We start from the raw sequence: 21,018 nt of genomic DNA on the forward strand, positions 1-21,018 counted from the left end.
GGGGAGGACGGTTCGCAGAGTAAGTCCCTGTCGCCCTCTGCGGGCGGCCCGTTCCGGGCTGAAAATCGGTGCGGGTCGCCCGCTGACGCTGTGCTTCCTTGGTCCGTGTGAGGTCGTGAGTAAGTCGGACGCGGCAGTCGCGTCATGGGTCCTTCACTGTTGCTGCGAGCACGCGAGTTAGATTCACCCGTTCTGTGACTGCCGAGGGTGACCCTCTCGTTCTGTGCGCCCACGCCTACCTCGCCGTCACCGCCGCCCACGCCAAAAGGGGGCACCGAATCCGATGACGGCCCCATCCCCCTCACCCTCGGCGAGGTCCGCCGTCTCCTGGCGCACCTGATCACCACCGTCCGACCCTTCGACCACATCCATCGATGGTCACGATGGCGACGACGACACCAGTGCCGCGCCAGAACAGCCCACTACCAGCGAAGACTCCGACTTCACCAGGTGCGGCTGGAGTGCTAACCAGCGGCTATGGTGTTGCCTGGCGCCGCGTCCGAGGGCGGCTTCGCCGGTTCGGCTGCCGCATCCACCAGCCGAGCAGGTCAGGGCCGTCGAGTTCCGGCGTGTACTGCATCAGGACCTCCCACACCGAGGCCTACGGGCATCCCTCGATATGGAGGGACAACGATGTGGTGGTTCGTTGGACTCGGCCACTCACTACACCGTTGGCGCAGAGCAGGATTCGAGGCGATTTGCTTGCCTGGCGCGGCGCCGGTGTCGGCCGTGTCGGTATCCCCGCCCAAGCCTGGTGGAGTCCTCTCTGCCGGACTCGGGGCGGTTCAGTGTTCTGCGAATCGGTGAAGCCAGCTGCCATGGCCTCGATCGTCAGCGTGACAACGGACAAGTTCTGCTGCTTCATGAGAGGCCGACGCCGTACCGTGGGTCAGGCCTTACGGCCCAGCGCGCCAAGAATTCCGAGACCCAGGCCAAAGGCAGCCGCGAAGGCGGCACCGGCCGAGAGTGTGGCCTCGGCTCCTGATGCCCCGATGCTCATCTTGAGCATCGCCGTCACGAGCGCCACGACGAGCGACGCGAGACCCGTGACGAGGATCCACAGGTAGGTCGTGCTGGTGCGATTCAACGGATTTCCTTTCCAGCGAGGACGACAGTTCCGTCAGTGAGGTGTCGGGCGAGAACGGTCCGGGCGGCGCGGGCGGCTGCGAGACGCCGTTCGATCTGCGCGGTTTCATCGTCGAGCGCCTGGAGTGCGACGAGGATGCGTTGCTGATCGGCTGGCGGCGGCAGCGGTATTTCGAAATCGCCGAGTGTGGCGATGCTGAGTGAGGTGGTGACCGATCGGACGGACCGGTCCCGGATGCGGGCCTGCACGGCCATCTGGGACAGGTACATCAGCAGGTACGAAGGGTCCAGTTCGTCTGGCCGGAGGATGCGCAGCCGGAGAAGGTTGGTGTGCGGCAGCCAGCCCGCCTCGTGGTCTCGGACGAGGGCGGTCTGACCCATGGCCCCGGTCCGGACCAGGAGCACGTCACCGGCGGCCAGTCGGTGCCGCTGCGGCGCGATGGCGGCGTCCGTCTCGGGTGCGCCATCAGCGTCGATGAAGCCGTGGCGCAGGTGACGCGGGTGGACGATGGGCACCGGCGTGTCTGTCGTACGCGCACGGGACAGCAACTCCTTCAGCGGACGGTGTGGTATGCCCATGCTGATGGTGCAGAGGTCGCCCAGCCGGCGCCTGGGCCAGCCATCGTCATCGCCCGCTGCGTATTGGCGCAGGGCGGGACCGGCAAGGAGCCCGTCCAACTCGGCGAGCGCCTTGTCCGCCGGGGCCCGGATGGATGCACGGTCCTGGTACTCCGGCGGGTGCAGCGAGTAGCCGTGGGCTCGGATCTCATCGAGCGTGACCAGGACACCGAGTTCATCCCGGTGCTCGGTCTTCGTAGCCGTCGTGACGATCTTCGCGATGTCCGCCACGTCGAGGACGTGTACGTCCAAGGCTTGGTCGTCAGAGAGCCTGCCCAGCCGACGCGCGTCCACCAGTCGCACCGGGGCGGGTTGTCCGGTTGGGTGCCGCAGCAGCCAGACACAGACACCGATCGAGCTGCCCGGGAACATCTTTGCCGGTAGCGCGACGACGGCGAGTACCGCCCCCTGCTCCACCAGTTCCTGGCGGATGCCGTACGCCCGCCTGTCTGCGGCGAACCCAGCGCTGTACGGCATGAGCACGGCGGCGCGTCCATCATCGGTGAGCGACGCAGTGCAGTCCCGCAGCCACGCGGACTCCTTCCGGTCACCGAACGGTGGGTTGGTCAGCAGGAAGGTCGCTCTACCGGACGGTGAGGACGATGACACCTCCAGCTCGGCGGGCGCACCCGATGCCACCAGCCACATGCCGGCGAGCCGTAGCTCAACCGGGTTGGTGTGTGCAATGCGCACCCGCATACCAGCCGAATGGGCGTACCGCGAGACGAACTCAGCCGGCAGCTCGCCGAACCGGACGAAGGGGTCGTACACCGTGGCCTCACCCTGCGTGGCGTGGCCGATCAGCAGGGCGGCCATGGTCCCGGCAATACTCGGCGGCGTATGAATCGCGTCGGATGGGCGAACCTGGCGCAGAAAGGCGTTACGGAGTCGCTCGAAGTCACCCGGCCGAAGTTTCGCGGCCAGCTCGAAGACCCTGCGTACCGGCTCGAATGCGCGGGGCCGCAGTCGGGCCGGCGGAGCCTCCGATGCGCTGAACAGGTGCGGACAGCCAAGCGAGTCGTCCACTGTCGTCACCACCCGCCGCAGCAGTCCTCTGGCCTGCGCCGAGTCGCCGTGGGCCGGGACACTCCGTATCAACCGCGTCCAGCCGTCCCGGTCGTACGATCGTAGAAAAGCCAGACAGACCAACAGGTACAGGTAGTCGGATCGGGATGAGTGAGCGCCGATCTCGGGGCCGAGCGACTGGAGTGACCCGAGAAGCGGGTGCACGTCGGACCGCTCAACGAGCCGCGGTGGACGCCGACGGACCCGGCCGCCGTAGGTGGCGTCGACGGCCTCACCAGAATCCCTGTGGTTGATCGGGACGGCCCGTCTGTCGAGCCAGCCGATCACATCGCCGAGAAGGAACTGGTCTCCGGTCCCGCCGACGGGCATCGGGAAGTCGGCGTGCCGCTTGCGCCATAGCGAAACCGCAGCTCGTGTGACGCCCGCGAGCCTGGCGACGTCTGCCTGCGAAACCGTAGTGGCTGAATCACTCACGCCGGTGAGGTTAAGCGGGCGGTTCGGCAGTGTCGAGTGTGCACTCTGAGGTGCACCCATGCGCGCCTGTTAACACATGACGCCCATCACGGGGGCGGCGGGTTCTTCCTCGGGTGGCTCACCTTCGCGACCGCATACCGCGCGGAGAGCAGTTTGGCCAGTGGCGCGCCTCCGACGGATACGCCGACTCGCTTCTGACCTGGCCGGTGGTCGAGTTGAACTGATGCCGCGTCTTCGGTGCGGGTGATGTGGTAGGCGTCGCGGAGATGACCGGACAGATCGTCCCAGACGAAGATGGCCTCCTCGACCATGTCGAGCGCGGCAGGGGTCGCGGGGGTGGGCGCAGCGGATCTCGACTTCGGCGGCCAGACGGTGCCCGGCGCTTTCCACGTCGGAGATCTGCCACCTACTGCCGGCGGCCACGGTCGACGCGTCCTCGACCGCGGTGCGGAAGTCGGCGAGGCCGGAGTTGTCGACGGCGTCGAGCATGCCAGCCTCGCCCAGCAGCAGAGTGGCGAAGAGGCGGCCCGGACCGCGTGCCCCGCCACCAGATCCGCCAGTTGGCGGGGCGACAGCCGCCGCACGGCCCGAAGGGTAGCGGGCACGCTCGGGCACGACGGGAGCGGCACCGGAGAAGGTGGCGCCCGCGTGGAACGCGGTCACCGCTGTCGCGACGGCGTGTGCCCACAGGTCGTCTTCGGTGATCCCGCAGTCGCAGTCTCCGGTGAAGATCCCGTCGACGATGCCCACCCAGGGCTGGAAGGTGGCGTCGTGGTCGCGCACCAAGGCCTGGACACCGCCCCTGGCGGACTCCAACTCACCGACGTTGCCGTCGGCCAGCAGCCGCGCCTTATCGGCCGGACTGGAAGCGGGCGGCGTCGAGCTTGGCCAGGAACGTCGGCCGGCGGCGGTGTTCTGCGCGCAACGCCTCCAGGTACGCCTCGAAACGGGTGACCTCACCGGTGGACACGTACGCCTCGCGCAGGTTGCGCAGCAGCGTGATCGCCCTGTCGTAGCGGCGTTTGTCGTAGGAGTCCAGCAGTTGGGCGTCGATGAGCGCCTGGTAGGGCCCGCGTACCTCGGCCGGGTGGGTGCGCCGCCGCAACTCCACCAGTTCGACGCGCTGCCGGGCAGGAACCTCGTCCCAGCGCGCGAGCCCGGTGTGCCAGGCCTCGTCGTCACGACCGGCGAGAATCAGCACGTCGATCAAATGGGGCAGGTATCCCGCCTGCCCTGTGGCACGCTCGCGTAGCACCGTCAACGCCGCCTCGGTGTGCGCGCCGTCCCGGTCGATCTCGGCCACCGTGGCCAGCAGTGACCGGAAGTTGTCGATCGTCGGTTGGACGTCGAACGCCGTCCGGCGCTCGGCCACCGCCGCCTCCGGTTCACCGGTCTCGATCAACAGCCCGACGAGCAGGCCCCGTAGCGCCACCGCCTGATGACCCGACGGGTGAGCGGCGAGTCCGCGTCGGGCCCAGTCGATCGCCTCGGCGGGGCGCTGCGCCTGCGCCAACACCGTGACGATCCGCCCGTACTGGGCGGCACTGACCAGATGCTCCGCCAGAACCTGTACGTAGCGGTCGGTGTCGCCGGAGACCTCAGCGATCTGCTCCCGCAGGTACCGCACCGCCCATTGCCGATGCCAGTCATCAGGCTCGGCCCCGGCGACGGCACGCTCGTCGACCAACCGCGCGACCTCGGCGAGGCCCTTCGGCCCCAGCGCCGGAGCCCACTCGCTCAGCACCACATCCGGCCAGCCCGGGCCGTCACACACCAGCTTCACCAGCCACGCCGCCAACCCTGCCGGCCGCGGCGGCGCGGCCCGACACGCCCGGGCGTAGACCTCCATCAGGTACGCGAGGTCGTTGCCGAGCACGCCCGAGGAGCTGTCCATGTACATCAGGGCACTCGTCATCCGGTCGACCGCCTTGCGCAGCATCGGCACCGCGACCGACGCCTCACCCACCTCGATCAACTCCTCGCAGCGGTCGGCGACCTCCCGCACCGTACGCGAGTAGGCGTCCCGGCCCGAGTACGGATCCCGGCGACGATCCCGCCGCAACCGATCCACCAGCACCGTCAACTCGCTGTCGCCCTGCACCACCGGTACATCACACCAGACACGCAGGCCACCCCGATGGGCTGAGCGACCCGACACGGCCGCGACGCCAACCGACCTGCCACCGATCACCGTCGAGAAGACCTTCCTGGGTTCGAGGCGGGGCTCGGGCCGACGGCTCGAGCCCCGCTCCAGTCCAGTAGCCTGAGCTCAGCTGAGCGGGATGACGCCAACCAGGCCCAATCCAAGTTGGGCATCGGTTCGTGTCAATCCTCGGACACCACTATTCGTGGACATCCACGCGAGATCAACTCCCCTCGCGTGGAGACGCGAAGCGCCACGTTTCATTTGTGCACCTGGACGTCAGGAGTGTCGTTCCCCTGCGCTGACACCGCTGCGTACGCCCTGGCAGGGGCCTCGGTGAGACCCGACCGCCCGCGTCCCCGCTGGCCCGACGAGCAGGTCGTCGAAGCGCTCATTCCCACCCCACTGCCGGTCGCCTCGCCCGAGTCGGCACCCCTGCCGACATTGCCCGCGCCCACCGCCCGCAGTGGCGACGGGGTGCTGTTCGACGTAGCTCGCCCCGACGCCGCCGGCCGCGTCACCGCTCGCGCGCTGCTGCGGGCCTTGGGCTGGGCACCGGGCCTCGCGCTGCACGTCGACGTCGTGACCGGCGCCATCCTGATCACCCCGGCCGCTGACGGTGCGCATGTCGTGGGCACCCGCGAGGAACTGCCGATGCCGGCCGCCGCCCGACACCTGTGCGGCATCGCCACCGGCGAACCCGTGTTCCTGGCCGCACTGCCCCGCCAGAACCGCATCGTCGTGCACCCCTCACACACCATCACCGCGGTCCTGGCCGCCCTGCACGCCCGCATCCTCGGAGAACCCTCATGACCACGGATCCCGACCGGGTCGCCACCGTCCGAGCGCTCCTCGATCACCTCGGCCTCACCGCCGCCGACCTCGCCGGCAACAGCCCACCTACCGTGCCGACAATCGCCGAGTACCTGCCCACTGTTGTCGCCGCGGCGAGCCCGGGCACCCGACGCACCTACGGCAGCTCCTGGCGACGAATGGCCGCCGCCCTCGGCGATCGACGCATCGACGCGGTGCGCGCCAGTCACCTCGAAGCCCTCATGCGACAGGCAGGGTCATTGCGTTGTCGGGGGGCCCGCATCGGCCGGCAGTTGCTTGGGTCGCCGCCCAGGGGATCTCCGTCCACTGGCTGCGTCACACGACGCTCACCTGGGTCGAGCGGCACTTCGGCTACGGGGTGGCCCGCGCCTACGCCGGACACACTGAGCGCCGGGGACACGCCACCACCACCTACATCAAGGCCGACCTGTCCGCCGTCGCGACCGCGCTGGCCGCCCTTACCGGCCAACCCCACCCACTTGCCATCGAACAGCAACGGCGTTCACGGCCTTCGGCGAAGCCTGTGGAGCCGCCCATCCAGTGATGCGATCAGTTCAAGCGCTTGCGATCCCGCATCATGCGCCGAGTCGTGTCCACCACTGGTGTTGTCCCCAATTGGACTGCCCGCTGTAGACCGCGCCGTCGAAGTTGCTGTCCAGGATCAGGCCCGTCGCCCGGTTGCCCCATAGGTATGAGGAGATCTGGTGATCACTGCCGATCATGTCCCAGATCTGGTAGTTGCCACCGTTGCACGGCAGGGCGTACACGGCGCCGTTGAGATTGCTGTCCAGGCACAAGCCGGAGGCCCGGTTCACGAAGGTGTACCCCCCGTTCACCACGTTGAGGATCCAGTGCTGATTGTGGACGTTCGGATAGCAGGGAAGCGTGTAGACCGAGTTGCCAGAGCTGTCTAGGCATCGCTTCGTGGCGTAGTTCCTGAGGGCCGTGGTGTCGGCGGCCAGTGCCGGCTGGGCGGCGACCACGAGACCGGACGCCACCAAGCCGATGGTCATGGTGACGCGGAGCAGGCTGCGGGTGAGCAGGTTCTTCACAGTACCTCCGATGCGAGTGCTTGACGTGAAGGTACGTTGGCGCCGTTCGGCTCCGCGTCGGTGACAACTACGTAGGTGGTGCCACGGAAAGTCAGGTGAACGGCCCTCTCACCACGACCTCTATCGTCGGCAGAGTGCGAGAAAATTGCCTTGTTTACCGTGCTCACGATCGCCGCGTCCGTTCTGGTCGGGCTCTTCCCCGCTGCCCCGGCGCTCGCCGTGCTGCAGGATGGTCAGGCAACCGGGCAATGGAATGTGCAGGGGAAGAGCCAGGGTGGCGAAGGTCCGCCGGAGTTCCGTTGGCAGACCATCGTGCAGGGGATCCTTGATGACCCGACGATCCAGGTCCTGGCGTTGCAGGAGGTGTCCATCTAACCCGGGGCGAAACAAATCTGGACCGCGGATGCGACAGCCGTGGCACCCGAGAGTTGCTCGACGAGATCGGCGTCGACGCCGAGATCGCCCGCACAGGCGTGCCCGCACCGATCCAGGTCGGCAGGCGGTGTGTGGTCGAGCGGACGACCTCGTGGATGAACGGGTTCGGCAAGATCCGCCGGTGCACCGACCGCGACGCCACAGTCACCGACTTCTACCTGTACCTGGCCGCCGCCATCGTCACCGTCCGTCAACTCATCCACCGGGCACGAACCCTCTACCGCTGGGGGCACCCGGCCCACCACCCGCCGACTCAGGTGACACCTACTGCCGGTCCCTCTAGGTAATTCCTACCGATGCGATGTCGAGCCCCGCTACCGCATGGTCTCTGTGTCCGAGTTCTGGAGGATCTGACGTGGGCTTTGCACGCAAACGGTTGGCCACGATCATCGCGGCGACGACGGCGGCGACGCTGTTGTCCGCAGTCGAACCGATGACACCGGCGGTGGCGGCCCCGCAGGACCGGGTCACCGCGTCCTGGAACATGCAGGGCCAGAGCGACGGGACCGGGGGGCCTCCGGAGTCGCGGTGGCTGACCGGTGTGCAGCAGATGCTCAACCAGGAAGGGGTGCAGGTCGCCGCACTCCAGGAGGCGGGCAGCACACCGCCCGAACGGGCGGTGTGGACCGATCGTCGGTTCGCCGATGCCGGCATCACCGAGCATCTGTACAACATCGGCTCGGAAAGCCGCCCGGACCTGGTGCAGATCTACTGGGCCGACCCCGGTCAGCAACGCAACGGCCTGGCTATCGTCACCCGGGAGACGGTGAGCGACGCCGTGATCCTGCCGGTGGGCGGGCGGTTCAACTCGCGGCCGATGATGGGCGTCCAGATCGGCACCGACTGGTATTTCACCGCCCACGCGCTGTCCAACGGTGAGAACAGCGCCAACGACGCCGCCGACATCATCGAGACGGCGCGGCAGTTCATGGCTCGCCGCCCCACCGGCGGATGGATGGTGCTCGCCGACTTCAACCAGAATCCGGCACGGATGCCGGCCGCGCTACAGAACCACATAGTCGCGGCGAATCAGCCCACCCACCAGGGCGGCCATGAGCTGGACTTCGCCTATGCCAGCAACGAAAACAACAACACCATCAACGCCGAGGTTCGCGGCGGCAACTCCGACCACGCGTACGTCCGTTACGTGGGGAACGCCGGCTGTGGCTCCGGCGGGGGCCTCGCGCCCCGGACGACCGCCGACCGGGACTGCTACGCCCCGGTCCCCGGCGACACGTACCGCTTCTTCGCCCGTCACATGGAGAACGCGGTGATCGCGTTGAAGACGAATGACGGCGTCGACATCGGACCGCACGTCAGGACGCCGCGCGGCAGCCTCGACGAGGCCATTCAGGTGCGCTTCAGCACGACTGGAGGCCAGTACCAGCTTGCCTGGCCGCAGGCCGACCCGGCGACCGAGCGGTGCCTGACCTGGGACACGAACTCCCGGAGCACCGGCAGCACCCTTTGCTCGGAGCAGGCGGAGGTTTCGCGGTGGCAGTTCAAGGACGGGCAGATCTTCACGCCCGGGCTCAGCGGCTCCCTGCAACCCTCCGCAGACGCTCTCGGATCGCGGCTGATGGTCGCGCAGTCCTTCTACCAGTGGCGACCGGAGCCCCGCAACGGCATCGGCCCGCGCTGGGACCCGATCGGGGAGTTCCGGGACGCCACCCCGGCCGGCTCGGAGACCCACTTCCCCGACCTCGACGGCGACGGCGACGCCGACCACGTCATCGTTCAGCCCGACGGTCGGATACCCGCGTGGCGCAACAACGGCCCCCGATCCACCTGGACCGCCCTCGGTGACATCAGCCCGCCGGACCGGGGTCTGCCCACTACGGTGCACTTCGGCGACCTCGACGGCGACGACCGGGACGACTACATCCGCTTGCTGGCCGCTGACGAGTCGCCTACCGGGATCCGGGCCATACGGGTGTCCCGCAACGAGTCCGACGCCGCGCAGATTCGATGGGGAGCACCCACCATCGTGGCCAACAACCTGCTCTACGAGAACCCGCGCTTCGTCGACATCGACGGCGACGGAGACGACGACCTGATCAACTCGGATCGGCTGAGCAACGCCAGCCTCTGGGAGAACCGGTCCCCGGGCCGGATGCCGGTGCCGGGAGACTGGCACTCGGTCAGCGGCTTCGCGACCCCCGCCGACAGCTACTACCAGACCTCGTTCTCGGATGTCACCGGTGACCGCCGGGCCGACGTGCTGCGCGTCGACTACCCCAGCGGCAAAGTGCTGGCCTGGGAGAACATCGGCGCACCGTGGAGCGCGACGACCGGCTGGCGGTCGCTGGGCCCGATCCGTGACGATGGCCCGTTCGCCGGCACCACCGGCCTGTTCGCCGACCTCGATGCCGACCTGATCGGCGACTTCGTCCTGGTCAACGCCGTCTCGGGTGGTCTCGACGGTTGGCTGCTGCCCCGCTACGGCAGCGCTGATCCCGGCCCGGGACAGCCCGGCCAGAGCGGCGGGCAGGACCTGCCGGCCGGAACGCTGCCGGCGTACGGGGGTGGGCCACCGCGACCGCAGCTCGACGGCCGGCTGTTGCAGAACAGCACGTTCACCGGCACGGACAAGCCGTGGTGGACCAACGCGGGGATGACGCCGAAACTGGAGGGCGGGACCTTCTGCGTGACCGCGCCCGCGTCCACCAACCCGTGGGACGTCCTGGTGGGCCACAACAGCATCTACCTGCCCGGCGGCGCCACGTACACGCTGCGGTTCCGCGCCCGCACCAACACGGCGGCGAACCCGCTGATCTACCTCGCGCCCTTCGACAACCCGACGAACGTCACGTACCTGAACAAGGGCTTCACCACCGGCACCGCCTGGAAGGAGTACGAGTACAGCATCACCACGACCTACCCGGAGCCGTACCGGTTGGCCCAGCTCCAGTTCCGCCTCGGCAAGTCCACCGCGCCGTACGAGTTCTGCATGGACGACGTGACGCTCACCGGCGCCGAGTACGCGTACCGGGCCGACGCCGGGCCGGACATCAAGGTGAACCAACACGGCTACCTACCCAACGGGCCCAAACGGGCGACGTTGCTGTACGGCGCGTCCCAGGCGGTGCCGTGGACGCTGCGCCGGGCCGGCGGCGGCGCGACGGTGGCGACGGGCCGCACCACCCCGACCGGCTTCGACGCGTCGGCCAGCGCCATCACCCACGTCATCGACTTCAGCCACGTCACGACCACCGGCCGGTTCGAGTTGGTGTACGACGGCTGGGTCGACCGGCCCAGTCACGCGTTCGACATCCGGGCGGACCTGTATGACCGGCTGCGCACCGACGCGACCCGGTTCTTCTACACCAACCGTAGTGGGATCGCGATCGACGGGGGCATCGCCGGGGCCGCGTACGCCCGCCCGGCCGGGCACGTCGCCGACTCACCGAACGGTGGCGACACCCAGGTGCCCTGCCAGAAGCCGAAGTCGTTCCTGAACAACTGGACCTGCTCCTACCGGCTGGACGTCACCGGCGGCTGGTACGACGCCGGTGACCACGGCAAGTACGTCGTCAACGGTGGCATCGCCACGTACCAGCTCCTGTCGACGTGGGAACGCAACCGGCCGGCGGCGCTCGGCGACGGCACCCTGGCCGTGCCCGAACGCGGCAACGGGGTTCCGGACATCCTCGACGAGGCCCGCTGGAACCTCGACTTCATGCTGAAGATGCAGGTGCCCGACGGTCTCCCGCTGGCCGGCATGGTCCACCACAAGGTGCACGACGAGACCTGGACCGGGCCGCCGATGCTGCCGCACCAGGACAAGAAGCCCCGGGAACTGCACCGGCCGTCGACCGCGGCCACCCTGAACCTGGCCGCCGTCGCCGCCCAGGCAGCGAGGATCTACCAGCCGTACGACGCCGGCTTCGCCGCCCGGCTGCGCGCGGCGGCCGAACGCGCGTACGCTGCGGCCCGGGCCAACCCGGCGCTCTTCGCACCGTACGAGGACCGCAGTGGCGGCGGTCCCTACAACGACGGGGACATCTCCGACGAGTTCTACTGGGCCGCCGCCGAGCTGTACCTGACCACCAGGGACGCCACCTACCTCACCGCCGTCCGGGTCAGCCGGTTCCACACCGCCGGTACGGCGTTCAGCCAGAACGGCTTCTACTGGGGTTCGGTGGCCGCGTTGGCCCAACTCGACCTGGCGCGGTTCGGCACCGAGCTGAATGACCGTGAGCAGATCAAAGGGTGGGTGGTCGCCGCCGCGGACCGGTTGATCTCCTTCCAGAAGGCCGAGCGCTTCGGGCAGACCTACACTCCCACCACGGGACGCTACGACTGGGGCTCGAACGCGTCCATGCTGAACAACCAGGTCGTTCTCGCCACCGCCTACGACCTCACCGGCAACGCCAGGTACGCCGACGCCGTCTTCGAGGGCCTCGACTACCTGCTGGGCCGCAACGCCCTCGGGCAGTCGTACATCACCGGCTACGGCAGCAACGACGCGAAGAACCAGCACAGCCGGTGGTACGCGAAATCGTTCGACGCCCGACTGCCGAACCCGCCCGTCGGGTCGGTCGCCGGTGGCCCCAACTCCAGCCTCCAAGACCCGCTCTCGGCGAGTTGGCTATACGGGTGCGCCCCACAGCTCTGCTACGTCGACAATCTCGAAGCCTGGTCGGTCAACGAGATCACCATCAATTGGAACTCCGCACTTACCTGGGTGGCCGCGTTCGCGGCCGATGTGGCTGGCCGTCGAGGATGACGGGACTGTCAAGTTCGACGTCGATCCGGCCGTCGACCACCGCCGCGTACGACGAGCCGTGCCCACGGCGGTGCTCACCAACCAGTGAAAGCTCGGCCAGCGACCGGACGGGACCGTCGGCGCACAGGGCCGCGTCGGTCAGCTCGAACATGGCGTCAGCCCGCGAGATCAGGCAGGAGTGGAACTCTTGGCGAAACCGCCGCAGCTCCCCGAACGCCTTGCCCCCAAACCGGATCATGCACACTGACAACTGGACAGCCCTTGGTTGTTGATCTCCTCCCTAGACAAGAAGAATGATCAACCAAGGGCTGTCGTCACGATCGACCGGGGCCATCACCCGAACCGCCGACGTTAAAGATCGAGTTAGCCCGACTTGCCGCGGAACCGGCCCTCGTCAACCCAGTCGGTCCAGCTTTTCGCGGGCGGTGGTGTCGGGTCGGGGTGTGAGGACGACGAGGCGAAGGTCGGTGTTCCGAGTGGTCAGGACGTTGGAGTCCAGCGGGATTGGGCCCACGTCCGGATGTACGGCGGTCTTGTGCGCGCTCTCGTGCAGGGCTACCGCGCCGAGGGCCCAGAGGCGGCGGAACCGGTCGTTGCCCGCCATGCGCGTGACCAGCGCCGCCACGTCGGGATCATTCGGGTAGCGGGCGCTGGTGGCGCGCAGGTCGGCCACCAGCGACTGTTCGAAGTAGGCGCGCTCGGTGTCGGTCTGGCGGACGCGGGGATTACGGGATTCGAACTGGACGATCAGCGCGTTGCGGTCGTCGGCGGACGCGTCTGCGGGATCGCCGAAGACGGCCGCGAACAGCCGGTTCCAGTGCAGAAGTCGCCACGCGGCGTCGTAGACGGCCGCCGGGACGTCGCCCAGGTGGTCGATGACGCGGTGCAGGCTGCCGGGGATCCGGCAGGGTATCCGGTCCGGCGCCGTGGCGAAGCCGGCAAGGCGCATCAGGTGCGCCTCCTCGTCGTCGGAGAGTCGTAACGCGCAGGCCAGGGCGGCGCATACCTGCGCCGACGGCGTGCCGGCCCGGCCCTGTTCGAGGCGTGCCACGTATTCGGGGGAGATGCCGGCCAGCGTCGCCAGCTCGCCGCGTCGAAGCCCGGCGACGCGGCGAGGTGATGCGTTCGGGAGACCGACCGCATCCGGGTCCGTACGCTCCCGCCAGGCCCGCAGCGCAGCGCCGAGGTCATTCATGACCACATGATCCGCCATCGGTCAGGGGACTGGGTGGTATCAGCGGTACGCGGAAGATCCGTGCCTTCCACCACCGTGGCTCGCTCGCCAGGATGGGTTCATGAGCAGAGTGACGAGAATGAACCATATTGGCGTGCCGGTCAGCGATCTGGCCCGATCGGTGACGTGGTACGAGGACGTCCTCGGCATCGCGCCGAGCGGCGTGACGATCTCCGCCACGAACCCGGCGATCGGTGCGGTCGTCGAGGTCGACAACGCGTCGATGCGGGCATCGTTCGCGCTGGCCGGCGACAACCTCCTCCTGGAACTCATCCAGTACGACAGCCCGCAGCCGAAGCCCTTCACCGGACGCAACTGCGACGTCGGGGTGATGCACCTGTGCTTCGAGGTCGACGACCTCGATGCGGCGCACCGGGACCTGGTGGAGCGGGGCGTGCACGTCAACGCCGATCCGGTCGTGCTCCAGGACGGCGACGGTGTCGAAGCGGGGGCGTTGGCCGGCACCAAGATCCTCTACCTGCGCGATCCCGACGGTATCCAGCTGGAACTCTTCGAACTGCCTGCCTAGGAGCCACCGTCCTCCGGGTTCCGGCATCTTCGGCTGGAACCCGGAGGGATGGCCCCTGGTGCTGCCCTCATGGCTACGCAGTTGTCGCCGACGCGATGGCATCGCCGGCTGCGAAACGGTTGTGCCATGAGACGTCGTACGGTGTTGAAGGCATTCGGGTGGGGAGTCGGGGGCGCGGTCGCCCTGGGTGGCGGTGGCTTCGGCGCCTACTACCTGAGCGTGAAGCGGGACACCGTGGGAAAACTTGCCTTCGACACGGCGTTGTCGATTCCCGCCCTGGCCCGGTCGACGAGCGGCGCCTCGGGCGCCCGTGTCTTCACGCTCGGCATCCAGCCGGGTGAGACCCTGTTCAAGGACGGGAAGGCCACCCGCACCTGGGGTGTGAACGGCACGTACCTGGGCCCGACGATCCGGGCTCGGCGCGGCGAGCGGGTCGAGTTCGCGGTGCACAACGGCTTGGACGAGGCGACGTCGCTGCACTGGCACGGCATGCACCTGCCGGCGGTGATGGACGGCGGCCCGCACCAGACGATCGCGGCCGGAGACACCTGGGCGCCGCGGTGGACGATCGACCAGGCCGCCGCGACGCTCTGGTACCACCCGCACGTGCACGGCGCGACAGCCGACCACATGTACCGGGGCGTGGCCGGGCTGTTCCTCGTCGACGACGAGCGGGTCGAGGCGCTGAACCTGCCGTCGGAGTACGGCGTCGACGACGTCCCGATGATCGTGCAGGACCGGGCGTTCGACGGGGACCAGCAGTTCGTGCAGCGGGAACCGCTGGCTGGCTCGCTGGGGGTGATCGGCGACGAGATCCTCGTCAACGGCACGATCGGGCCGTACTTCGACGTCACGACCCGGCTCGTGCGGCTGCGGATGCTGAACGGCTCCAACGCGCGCCTGTACCACTTCGGGTTCTCCGACGATCGGCGCTTCTCGCTCGTCGCCACGGACGGTGGTCTGCTCGCCGCGCCGTGGGAGACCGACCGGCTCTACCTTTCGCCGGGGGAACGCGCGGAGATCGTGGTGGCCTTCGAACCGGGGGAGCGGGTGGAGCTGCGTTCCTACCCGGCGGCGCACGGCGGGGTGCTGGGACGGCTCGACGGCTTCGACGACCGCTTCGACATCTGCCAGTTCCGGGCCGCGGGTTCGCTGTCCGCCACCGCCGCTGTGCCCGCCGTGCTCGCCGCCGCACCGGACCTCGCGGGCCGCACGGTTGCCCAGGAACGCTCCTTCGTGCTCGCGTCGAACCGGATCAACGGTCGCTCGATGGCCATGGACCGGATCGACTTCGGTGTCCGGGAGGGCACCGTGGAGGTGTGGGAGGTGACAAACGACAACGGGTATCTGCACAACTTCCACATCCACGACGTGCAGTTCCAGGTGCTGACGGTCGACGGCGGTACGCCGGAACCACCGTTGCGCGGCTGGAAGGACACCGTCCTGCTGGTCCAGGGGAAGCGCTACCGGCTGGCGCTGCGCTTCCGGGGCCACACCGATCCGAACACGCCGTACATGTACCACTGCCACCTGCTCGCCCACGAGGACGACGGGATGATGGGTCAGTTCGTCGTCCTGGGCGAGGGCGAGCAGGTCGGCGTCCCGCCGGGTCACCACCGGCATCCGTGATCAGGGCACCAGGATGATTTTGCCGGCGACGGTGCGGGACTCGGCGAGCGTCAGCGCCGACGCGGCCTCGGTCAGAGGGATCTCCGCGGCGATCTGCGGGTCCAGCACACCGTCGGCGAGCAGCCGGAACACCTGGGTCAGGTCCTCGGCCAGGCTGCGCCGGAAGGCCGCCCGATCACGGTGGCCCGCCCAGAAGTTGTAGAAGTAGGCGCTTCGGTGGTTGGGCAGGGTGTGCCAGAGCTTCAGCTGCGCGAAGAGCTTCAGCACCGGCAGCCGCGAGTTGCCCTCCTCGTCCTTCGTCGCCGCCGTGCCGTAGGACACCAGCGTGCCGCCCCTGCGCAGCAACTGCCAGGACCGTTCCACGCCGGGGCCGCCCACGTGGTCGAACACCGCGTCCACACCGTCCGGGGCCAACGCCCTGATCCGGTGGTACATGCCGGGCTCGCGGTAGTCGACAGGGGTGGCGCCCAGCGCGCGTACCGCGTCGTGGTGGCGCGACGAGGCGGTGCCGATCACGCGGACGCCGGCGTGCCGGGCCAGCTGGACGAGCGTGGAGCCGACCCCGCCGTTCGCCCCGAGCACGACGACGACGTCCCCGGAGCGGACCTTGGCCAGCCGGTGCAGCATCTGCCAGGCGGTGATGCCGTTGACGACCACGGTCTCGGCGGCGGCGGGGGACACCCCGTCCGGCACCGGAACCAGGTCGGCGGCCTCGACCAGCACATGGGTGGCCCACGCGCCGATCTTGGTGACGGCGGCGAACCGGCGTCCGACCAGGTCGGTGTCCCCGCCGGGCCCGACGGCCGCGACGGTGCCGACCAGGTCATATCCGGGTACGAAGGGGAACGGCGGCTGATCGTAGTACTTGCCCCGGCGCATCTGCTGCTCGGCGAACGACACACCGGTCGCCTCCATCCGCAGGACGACCTGTCCCGCAACCGGCGCGGGCAGCTCACGGGCGCGTACCGCCAGTCCGCTCGGGTCGACCACGCCCGGTAGAACTATCTCGGTCGTGCTCGTGGTGACGGGGTTGGTCATGACGGCGTTCCTCCGGTCAGCGGTTGTCGTCGGGGCCCAGTGCCCCGCGGCGCCAGGTGTGCCAGCCACGGCACAGCACGTAGGCGGCGATGGTGGTCGCCGAGACGAACCCGTCGGCGAACAGGGTCCGCAGCGCGTGCGAGACGTCGAGGATGAAGGCGGCCTGGACGGTGACCGCGAGCTTGTGGAACAGCAGGAGTTCCCACATGCCGCGCTGCTTGCGGGGTGCGATCGCCAGCATGGCCCACATCCCGGCGAAGACGATGTAGGCGCAGGTGCGCCAGTACTCGGTCAGGATCAGGTCGTCGGAGAGACCACCGAGGCGGGAGACGCCCTCGACGAACGGCACCAGCGTGGCGGCGGCCGTGATCGCCATCAGGATGCGGCCGGTCCGATCCTGCCAGCGTGTCGGTGCCGCGGCTGGTGCTTCCGCGACGACATGGGTGCGGACTGTCATGAGATTTCCTGTCTGCTCAATCACTTCGTGCGCGTGGACAGGGAGACCATCCGTCATCGGAGAGCGGCGTCGCGTCGGTGGGAATTGCGTAACCGTTCCGGTCGTCGCGGATGCTTCGGGTGACGTCGGGTGGCTCGCCCGGGCCAGAGGCGGCATGTCGACGACACGTGATCGAGCCGGAACCCGAGCCTCGATGGGGACGACTACCGTGGCATGACAACTCACCACCGGCCCGACGCGGCAACCGGTCCGCTGCGCGTGCAGGTTCTCCTGTACGACGGCGTCGAGGAGCAGGACTTCGTCGGGCCGTACGAGGTCTTCAGCATCGCCCGCAGTGCCGCCCGTGCGTCGCTGACCATCGACTACGTCACCGCCGACGCCCCGCGGACGATCACCGCCGGTGGCGGCACCCGGGTCGAGGTCGGTACGGGTTGGTCGCCGTGGGACGCGGATCTTCTGGTCGTGCCGGGCAGCGGCTTGACCGGCCCGACCCGGCCCGGTGTCGAACTGGAGATCGCGAAGGGTGACCTACCGGGGACACTCGCCGCGGCACCGCGCCCCGGCCTGGTCGTCGCCTCGGTCTGCACCGGCGCGTTGCTGCTCGGCGCGGCGGGACTGACTCGTGGTCGGCGCTGCATCACCCATCAGATGGTCAAGGACAAACTCGCGGCGTTCGGCGGCCTCGTCACCGAGGCCCGCGTGGTCGACGACGGTGACCTGGTCACCTGCGGCGGCGTCACCTCCGGGCTCGATCTGGGACTGCACCTGGTGCGCCGTGAGTTCGGCGCGGATGCAGCCGATCTGGTGGCGCGGATCCTGGAGTACGAGCCCCGGGGCGCCGTCTGGGCCTCATGACCCGCGTCGTCCGCTCGATCGTCAGCGGTCGGTCACCCGGCCGCCGACTCGGTCCCCCATCAGCGGGAAGCGGCAACCGTCCGGCTCACTGCAGGAGGCGAACAGCGTGACTTCCCGGCTGCTACCTCCGGATCGGGCAGGAGGTAGCCTGGCCGGCGTGCGAACCGCGGCTGGCTCCCGGGGCTCACTGGTCGGCAGGTCGGTCGAGCTCAAGGTCCTCCACGAACTGACCGGGGAGGTGCGGGCGGGGCGGGGCGGTGCGCTGGTGGTGCGCGGCGAGGCCGGCATCGGCAAGAGCACGCTGCTGGCACACGCCCGCGACGCGGCGTCCGGCGTACGTGTGATCCACGTGGCCGGGGCGGAGTTCGAGCGGGAGCTGCCCTACAGCGCGCTGCATCAACTGTGTGTGCCGGTGCTGGGTCACCTCGCGGACCTGCCCACCCGGCACGCCGACGCGCTCCGGGTTGCGTTCGGGCTGGCGGCGGGCACGCCCGACCTCTTCCACATCGGTGTGGCGACGCTGGGTCTGCTGGCTGCCGCGGCGCGGGTACGTCCGCTGCTGTGCGTGGTCGACGACGCCCACTGGTTGGACGCGGCGTCGGCGAGGGCGTTGACGTTCGTCGGCCGGCGGGTGGCCACCGAGCCGATCGCCTTGGTGTTCGCGCTGCGGCTGCCCGCCTCGGACGAGCTGCACGAACTGCCCGGCCTCGACCTCACCGGGTTGACCGACGCCGAGGCGCGGACGGTGCTCGCGGCCCGACGGCACCTCGTCCTCGACGAGCAGGTGCTCAGCCGACTGCTCGCCGAGGCCCGGGGTAACCCGTTGGCGTTGCTCGAACTGCCCGAGGCGGGCGGCTTCGGGCCGCCGGACACCTCCCCGGTGTCGACTAGGATCGAGCGCAGCTTCCAAGCCCGGCTGTCGGCACTGTCGGACGACGCCCGTCTCCTGCTGACCGCGGCGAGCGCCGACCCGACGGGCGATGCCGCCCTGGTGTGGCCGGCCGCGCGACTGCTGGGCATCGACGTGCCGACCGCCAGCGCCGGCGTGGCCGCGACGGGGCTTGTCGAGTTCGCCGCCGACATTCGCTTCTGCCACCCGCTGGCCCGGTCCGCGGTCTACCGGGCCGCGTCGGCGCGGGAACGACAGCGGGCCCACCGGGCACTGGCCGAGGCGACCAACGCCGGCACCGACCCGGACCGGCGGGCCTGGCACCGCGCCCAGGCCACCGTCGGCCCCGACGACGACGTCGCCGCGGAACTCGTCCGATCGGCCACCCGTGCCCGGTCTCGCGGGGGCGTGGTGGCCGCGGCGGCCTTCCTGGAACGGGCGGCCGAGCTTTCCCTGGACCCCGCCGGCCGGGTCGAACGAACGTTGGCGGCGGCGCAGGCCGCCCTCGTCGCGGGCCGTCCCGACCGGGCCGCCATGTTGGTCAGGGCCGTCGAGCACACCGGGCTCGACGAGTTCCAGCTCGCCCACGCCGACCTGGTGCGGGGACAGGTCGCCTTCCAGAGCCATCGGGACGAGAACGGCCCGGAGTTCATGATCCGCGCGGGTAGGCGGTTGGCCGGGTTGGATCCGGAACGGGCCCGCAGGTGCTTCCTGGACGCGATCGAGACGAGTCTGCTCGTCGGCCGGGCCAGCGGCGTGCTGGACCTGGCGCTGGCCGCCGTGCGGTCGGTGCCGGCGACCGCGTCGCGTCCGCCGGACGTGCTGGATGCGCTGGGCCTGCTGAATTCGGCGGGCCATCGCAGCGCGATACCGCTGATCCGGCGGGTTCTCGACGGCCGCCACGGTTCCGGCAGGCCCGGCTGGATCGAGCACCCCGCGCTCGCCCTCATGCTCGCGGCGGAGATCTGGGATCCCGATCGGTATGCGGCGATCGTCGAGTGGCTGGTGCGGACCGGCCGCGAGTCCGGTTCGCCGCTGTTGCTGCGTCTCGGGCTCGCGCAGGCGGGGTCGTACGGCGCGCTCACCGCCGACCCTGGCCTGGCGATGGCCTCGATCGCCGAGGAGGAGGCGATCGCCGACGCGATCGGCGGGCCGCCGATGCACTACCACCGGATCCATCTGGCGGCCATGCGTGGTCGCCGCGCCGAGGCTCTCGCGTTGTTCGACAGGGCCACGGTCGCGGCGACCACCAGCGGCAGTGGTCTCCTGACCGGCAACATCGACTGGGCGTCGGCGGTGCTGCACAACGGCCTCGCCGACTATCCGGCCGCACTGGTGGCCGCTCGTCGGGCCGTCGCGGACGGCACCCTCTTCCTCGCCAGTTTCTCCCTGCCCGAACTGGTCGAAGCGGCGGTCCGCTGCGGTGACTCCGACACCGCGGGTTCGGCGCTGGAATCACTCGTGGAACGCGCCGATGCCAGCGGAACCGCCACCGGTCTGGGCATCGCGGCGTACGCCCGAGGGCTGGTTACCGGGTCCGAGGAGCAGTATCGGACCGCCGTCGCGCACCTGGAGGAAAGCCCGTTGTCGACCTATCGGGCCAGAGCCCACCTCGTGTACGGGGAATGGCTGCGACGCGAGGGCCGCCGGCGGGACTGCCGAATGCACCTGCGCACGGCACACCGCCTGCTGTCCGAGGCGGGGTTCGACGCGTTCGCCCGACGGGCTGCCGTCGAGCTGCGCGCCACCGGGGAACGGCCACGCCAACGGTCGCCGCACACGTTCGACCAGTTGACGATCCAGGAACTGCACATCGCCCGGCTGGTCGCCGCCGGTGCGACGTCAAGCGAGGTGGCTGCGCAGCTGTTCATCAGCCCGCGCACCGTCGACACCCACCTGCGCAACATTTTCCGCAAGCTCGGCATCAACTCCCGCCGGCAACTCCGGCACCGCTCCGATCTCGGCGCGTGACGGTGCCGGCCCGGCTCGG

The 21,018-nt window shown here is 69.4% G+C and carries 15 protein-coding genes and 2 pseudogenes; 8 read left to right on the top strand and 9 right to left on the bottom strand.

Annotated features, from left to right (window positions below):
* Nucleotides 1–889: 889 nt before the first annotated feature.
* From ACVMYR_RS28405 to ACVMYR_RS28420, 4 genes are all read right to left on the bottom strand, one after another.
* The gene (locus tag ACVMYR_RS28405) at nucleotides 890–1,087 is read right to left on the bottom strand and encodes a hypothetical protein (protein WP_387109264.1); all 198 of its coding nucleotides are present in this window, start codon (nucleotides 1,085–1,087) and stop codon (nucleotides 890–892) included.
* Complete coding sequence (locus ACVMYR_RS28410) at nucleotides 1,084–3,204, bottom strand: N-6 DNA methylase (protein ID WP_457123240.1); 2,121 nt, start codon at nucleotides 3,202–3,204, stop codon at nucleotides 1,084–1,086. The genes ACVMYR_RS28405 and ACVMYR_RS28410 overlap by 4 nt, the downstream gene beginning before the upstream one ends.
* 86 nt (nucleotides 3,205–3,290) lie before the next feature.
* Nucleotides 3,291–3,515 (bottom strand): hypothetical protein, encoded by a 225-nt coding sequence (locus tag ACVMYR_RS28415; protein ID WP_457123241.1) that lies wholly within the window; start codon nucleotides 3,513–3,515, stop codon nucleotides 3,291–3,293.
* A gap of 539 nt (nucleotides 3,516–4,054) precedes the next feature.
* Complete coding sequence (locus ACVMYR_RS28420; protein WP_457123242.1) at nucleotides 4,055–5,308, bottom strand: DUF6880 family protein; 1,254 nt, start codon at nucleotides 5,306–5,308, stop codon at nucleotides 4,055–4,057.
* Nucleotides 5,309–5,683: 375 nt separating this feature from the next.
* Between ACVMYR_RS28420 and ACVMYR_RS28425 the strand changes: the two genes are divergently transcribed.
* Nucleotides 5,684–6,160: a hypothetical protein gene (locus ACVMYR_RS28425; protein WP_457123243.1), complete on the top strand. Its 477-nt coding sequence runs from the start codon at nucleotides 5,684–5,686 to the stop codon at nucleotides 6,158–6,160.
* A 596-nt stretch (nucleotides 6,161–6,756) separates the two neighbouring features.
* Here the strand turns inward: ACVMYR_RS28425 and ACVMYR_RS28430 are convergent.
* Nucleotides 6,757–7,233, bottom strand: coding sequence for an RICIN domain-containing protein (locus ACVMYR_RS28430; protein ID WP_457123244.1), 477 nt, complete (start codon nucleotides 7,231–7,233; stop codon nucleotides 6,757–6,759).
* 159 nt (nucleotides 7,234–7,392) lie between these two features.
* On the opposite strand from ACVMYR_RS28430, the gene ACVMYR_RS28435 reads away from it, so the two are divergent.
* From ACVMYR_RS28435 to ACVMYR_RS28445, 3 genes and pseudogenes are all read left to right on the top strand, one after another.
* A complete protein-coding gene (locus tag ACVMYR_RS28435; RefSeq protein ID WP_457123245.1) occupies nucleotides 7,393–7,608 on the top strand; it encodes a hypothetical protein in 216 nt (71 codons plus the stop codon).
* 14 nt (nucleotides 7,609–7,622) lie between these two features.
* A pseudogene (locus ACVMYR_RS28440) lies at nucleotides 7,623–7,929 on the top strand (IS5/IS1182 family transposase); the annotation flags it as partial.
* A gap of 94 nt (nucleotides 7,930–8,023) precedes the next feature.
* The gene (locus ACVMYR_RS28445) at nucleotides 8,024–12,397 is read left to right on the top strand and encodes a glycoside hydrolase family 9 protein (protein WP_457123246.1); all 4,374 of its coding nucleotides are present in this window, start codon (nucleotides 8,024–8,026) and stop codon (nucleotides 12,395–12,397) included.
* Between the two features lie 13 nt (nucleotides 12,398–12,410).
* Here ACVMYR_RS28445 and ACVMYR_RS28450 read toward each other — a convergent pair.
* Together ACVMYR_RS28450 and ACVMYR_RS28455 are read right to left on the bottom strand one after the other, a co-directional pair.
* Nucleotides 12,411–12,639: pseudogene (locus ACVMYR_RS28450) on the bottom strand (NF041680 family putative transposase); the annotation flags it as partial.
* A gap of 152 nt (nucleotides 12,640–12,791) precedes the next feature.
* On the bottom strand, nucleotides 12,792–13,610 hold the full coding sequence (locus ACVMYR_RS28455) for a helix-turn-helix transcriptional regulator (RefSeq protein WP_457123247.1): 819 nt from the start codon (nucleotides 13,608–13,610) through the stop codon (nucleotides 12,792–12,794).
* Between the two features lie 82 nt (nucleotides 13,611–13,692).
* On the opposite strand from ACVMYR_RS28455, the gene ACVMYR_RS28460 reads away from it, so the two are divergent.
* Nucleotides 13,693–14,160 (top strand): VOC family protein, encoded by a 468-nt coding sequence (locus ACVMYR_RS28460; RefSeq protein WP_082106658.1) that lies wholly within the window; start codon nucleotides 13,693–13,695, stop codon nucleotides 14,158–14,160.
* A gap of 126 nt (nucleotides 14,161–14,286) precedes the next feature.
* On the top strand, nucleotides 14,287–15,789 hold the full coding sequence (locus tag ACVMYR_RS28465; RefSeq protein WP_387164990.1) for a multicopper oxidase family protein: 1,503 nt from the start codon (nucleotides 14,287–14,289) through the stop codon (nucleotides 15,787–15,789).
* Here ACVMYR_RS28465 and ACVMYR_RS28470 read toward each other — a convergent pair whose 3' ends face one another.
* Nucleotides 15,790–16,827: a medium chain dehydrogenase/reductase family protein gene (locus ACVMYR_RS28470; RefSeq protein ID WP_457123248.1), complete on the bottom strand. Its 1,038-nt coding sequence runs from the start codon at nucleotides 16,825–16,827 to the stop codon at nucleotides 15,790–15,792. It lies immediately after the preceding gene.
* Between the two features lie 16 nt (nucleotides 16,828–16,843).
* Nucleotides 16,844–17,284 (bottom strand): hypothetical protein, encoded by a 441-nt coding sequence (locus ACVMYR_RS28475; protein WP_043968191.1) that lies wholly within the window; start codon nucleotides 17,282–17,284, stop codon nucleotides 16,844–16,846.
* Nucleotides 17,285–17,497: 213 nt separating this feature from the next.
* Between ACVMYR_RS28475 and ACVMYR_RS28480 the strand changes: the two genes are divergently transcribed.
* Together ACVMYR_RS28480 and ACVMYR_RS28485 are read left to right on the top strand one after the other, a co-directional pair.
* A complete protein-coding gene (locus ACVMYR_RS28480; protein ID WP_387164993.1) occupies nucleotides 17,498–18,139 on the top strand; it encodes a DJ-1/PfpI family protein in 642 nt (213 codons plus the stop codon).
* A gap of 157 nt (nucleotides 18,140–18,296) precedes the next feature.
* Complete coding sequence (locus ACVMYR_RS28485) at nucleotides 18,297–20,999, top strand: AAA family ATPase (RefSeq protein ID WP_457123249.1); 2,703 nt, start codon at nucleotides 18,297–18,299, stop codon at nucleotides 20,997–20,999.
* Nucleotides 21,000–21,018: the final 19 nt, after the last annotated feature.

The sequence above is a fragment of the Micromonospora sp. PTRAS2 genome (assembly GCF_054052245.1).